Origin of the sequence: Flavobacterium sp. (genome assembly GCF_025352425.1) — a bacterium.
In the GTDB taxonomy this organism is placed as follows: Bacteria; Bacteroidota; Bacteroidia; order Flavobacteriales; family Flavobacteriaceae; genus Flavobacterium.
On the sequence record NZ_JANXTI010000028.1, the window covers coordinates 1 to 2,933 of the forward strand.

A 2,933-nucleotide genomic window follows, 5' to 3' on the forward strand; every position below is an offset into this window, starting at 1 on the left:
TAAAAGCAAGGTCTGCTATTTCTATTATTGAAAATGGAAAAACAGATTGGTTGCTATGGTCAAGCAACGAATTTTGCGAAAAAATAAATCTTTTTAATGAAGACTCCTTTATTGAAAAGTATAGAAGTTATTTAGAACCAATTTTAAAAAAATAAAAGATAGAAATAGAATCCATGAAGAAACTTCGAGACATAGATTTCATTCAAGGAAAAAGACAAGAAAGCTTTGAGACAAGGGCTAATAATAAATTGGGAAAAGTTGAACACTATTTTGTTGTAACTAAAGATGGCGAGACTAGGGAATTTGAACCACTTCATTTTTTGAATTTGATTTTAGAAGCTTATTATGAAGCTGCTGACAGGTCTAATAATTACAAAAAACAACTAGTTGCGCTGGCCAATGCCGAAAGTCAAATCACTAGGTATATTTTGAATAACGGTTTAAATAGGGGCGATTATAATTTTTCCGATTTATTTTCTGATATTGACATTACACGAAGAAAGTTAAATGCTTATGCCTCGGTAAATAAAGAAAGAAATGAATGGTTTAGGACAGTCGGTGCGACTCTTATTGGTGTTACTTTGGCAGCAATTTTAAGTTACATTTTCTCATCACCAAATTATATTCGCACAACCATAGTAATTCCAAAAACTGACACAATTTTTCAATTAAAACACGACACGATTTTTGTAAAAGTAAAGTAATATGAAGTTAATTACAGAAGTAGCACGAACGCATAACAGCGGGTTTAAGAAATTGGCGGTTCAGTGTTTAAATCAAGTTCAGTTTTTTCTAACCCGATAGCGCGGATCTCTGACCCGATAGCGCGGATCTCTGACCCAATCGCGCAGATATATCCCCGATGGCGCGGATATATCTTCGATCGCGCGGATATACCCCCCAATCACTCGAATATACCCCCGCGTTCGACAGCGCGGATCTGCGATCCGTGCCCCCAAAGTAATTCCTCAAAACCACCTCTTGCGACTGCACAAACCCGATAGCGCGGATCTCTGATCCGTGCCTCCAAAACAATACTTCTTAATACCCCCGATATCGCGGATCTCCGATCCGTGCCTCCAAGCAATAACAATTCGTTTTTTGTTATATCTTTAATTTAAAAACAAAATACAAAGCCTTAATTCCTGACCAAGCATATTGTCTAACAATTACCGTAGTAGGTTGGGTTGATGTTTTTAAACGACTTAATCAAAAACAGGAAATTATTAAATCCTTAGCATATTGTCAGAAGAATAAAGGGCTCGAAATTTATGCTTACTGCATTATGAGCAGTCATATCCATTTGCTTTGTAAGCCTACCAATGGTTTGCTATTAAACGACATCATGAGAGACTTCAAAAAATTTACTTCAAAGAAAATCGTTCAACTAATAGTAGAGGAGCCGGAAAGCAGAAGGGAATGATTGCTTCCGCTTTTTCAAAAAGCTTGTGAACATTTAAAACGCAATCAGAAGTATAAGGTATGGCAAGATGGGTATCATGCTGAAATAGTGGAAACACAAAGGTTCATAAAGCAAAAGGTAAATTACATCCACAACAATCCTGTAGTAGATAAAATTGTAACATTGCCCGAGGATTATTATTATAGCTCGGCAAGGACCTATGCAGAATTATACAACGAACTCGACGTCGTGTTGCTGGATTTATTTTAACATCACAGCATTTTTAAGTACATTGGCACAAATTGTGGGCACGGATCACAGATCCGCGCTATCATTGCGCTGATATCCGCACCATCGGGATATTATTCTTTCACTTAATTGAAACGGTCTTTCCCCTTAACATTTTGCCTAGATTGACTGATATACATCATTTTATTAAACGACAAATTTAACAAATATGAGCTATTATTACTTTTTTTATATCTTGCTTTTTTTCGTTTTACTTATCCTTATATACGTTTTGCAACCTCAAAGAAAAAAAGCTTTGGAACCATCTAAACATGACATCAATCAAAATCCCATTAAAATGGTAATTACTCCCAAAAATAAATTTCTGTATCCATCTGATGAATTTGGTATGATGGAAAAAGGTTTAGTAGTTGATTCAAAAACTTATGGTGATCAACTCCCGGAGCCTACAGGTGATAAAACGTTTGAAATTATCGATAAACCATAAGACCTAGTATGGATATTTTGAGAAAATACCGCGCTGGATCAAAATAATATTCTTTATGCTCAATTATACCCAATCAATCTGAAAATCTATCTGAGTGGTTTTTTTTGGATTAGAAATTTGCGAATACTGCCATCTCCCGTTCCCGCCACAACCGACACCAATTACATCACCACCGACACCATTCCCGTCACCAACATTAAAAAATATAGTCAAAACAAAAGTATTTAACAATCAGCTTTTGTCAAACAACCCCATTCTCAATCCTCAACAATCGTTAACAAATAAATTATATATTTGACTTTTATTAGAACTTAATGTAATGAAAAGTAAAGAAGAAATCGCAAAAGAAATTATTCTAAGGAAGTTTAAAAAAATAACTGATTTAGAAAAAGAAGTTTGGTCGAAAGTTAATCAACACCATTTGAAGGCTTTTGATAAATATTATGTTCATTCTCGAATATATGCATGTATTGACGGATTTGTGTTGATTAGATATTTTAATAAAGATTCTAATTCATTTTTAATTTTTACAGTAAATGAAACTATTGAAGAGTTCAAAAGTGAAGTGCCTATTTATTCATTGGAAAATAAACAGTATACTTTTCCAATCAGTTTGGGAATTGGCGGTTCAATGACTTTTGGAATTGGAAATGATATATTTAATCTAAATGGCGTGGATTTCTTTCCATTCCAATTAAAAGTAGAATCTGATAAAAATTTAGAAAACTTTTCTGAAGAGCTTGAAGAATTTTCACTCTATCTTGAGCAAAATATTATTGTTGAAGAAGCAAAAAA

The 2,933-nt window shown here is 34.0% G+C and carries 4 protein-coding genes and 1 pseudogene; 4 read left to right on the top strand and 1 reads right to left on the bottom strand.

The window, feature by feature from the left end:
* Positions 1-173: 173 nt before the first annotated feature.
* The 3 genes and pseudogenes from Q0Q99_RS03730 (at position 174) to Q0Q99_RS03740 (ending at position 2,138) form a co-directional block, all read left to right on the top strand.
* Positions 174-704, top strand: a complete 531-nt coding sequence (locus Q0Q99_RS03730; protein ID WP_293891641.1) for a hypothetical protein — start codon at positions 174-176, stop codon at positions 702-704.
* 437 nt (positions 705-1,141) lie between these two features.
* Positions 1,142-1,672, top strand: a pseudogene (locus Q0Q99_RS03735) (transposase).
* A gap of 274 nt (positions 1,673-1,946) precedes the next feature.
* Positions 1,947-2,138 (top strand): hypothetical protein, encoded by a 192-nt coding sequence (locus Q0Q99_RS03740; RefSeq protein WP_293891643.1) that lies wholly within the window; start codon positions 1,947-1,949, stop codon positions 2,136-2,138.
* 63 nt (positions 2,139-2,201) lie between these two features.
* On the opposite strand, the gene Q0Q99_RS03745 is transcribed toward Q0Q99_RS03740, so the two are convergent.
* Complete coding sequence (locus Q0Q99_RS03745; RefSeq protein ID WP_293891646.1) at positions 2,202-2,351, bottom strand: hypothetical protein; 150 nt, start codon at positions 2,349-2,351, stop codon at positions 2,202-2,204.
* A gap of 106 nt (positions 2,352-2,457) precedes the next feature.
* Between Q0Q99_RS03745 and Q0Q99_RS03750 the strand changes: the two genes are divergently transcribed.
* The coding region (locus tag Q0Q99_RS03750) for a hypothetical protein (RefSeq protein WP_293891649.1) at positions 2,458-2,933 on the top strand (476 nt) is incomplete at its 3' end.

Coding starts and splice junctions, on each gene's coding strand:
- Q0Q99_RS03730 (WP_293891641.1), top strand. CDS start 174: ATGAAGAAACTTCGAGACATAGATTTCATTCAAGGAAAAAGACAAGAA.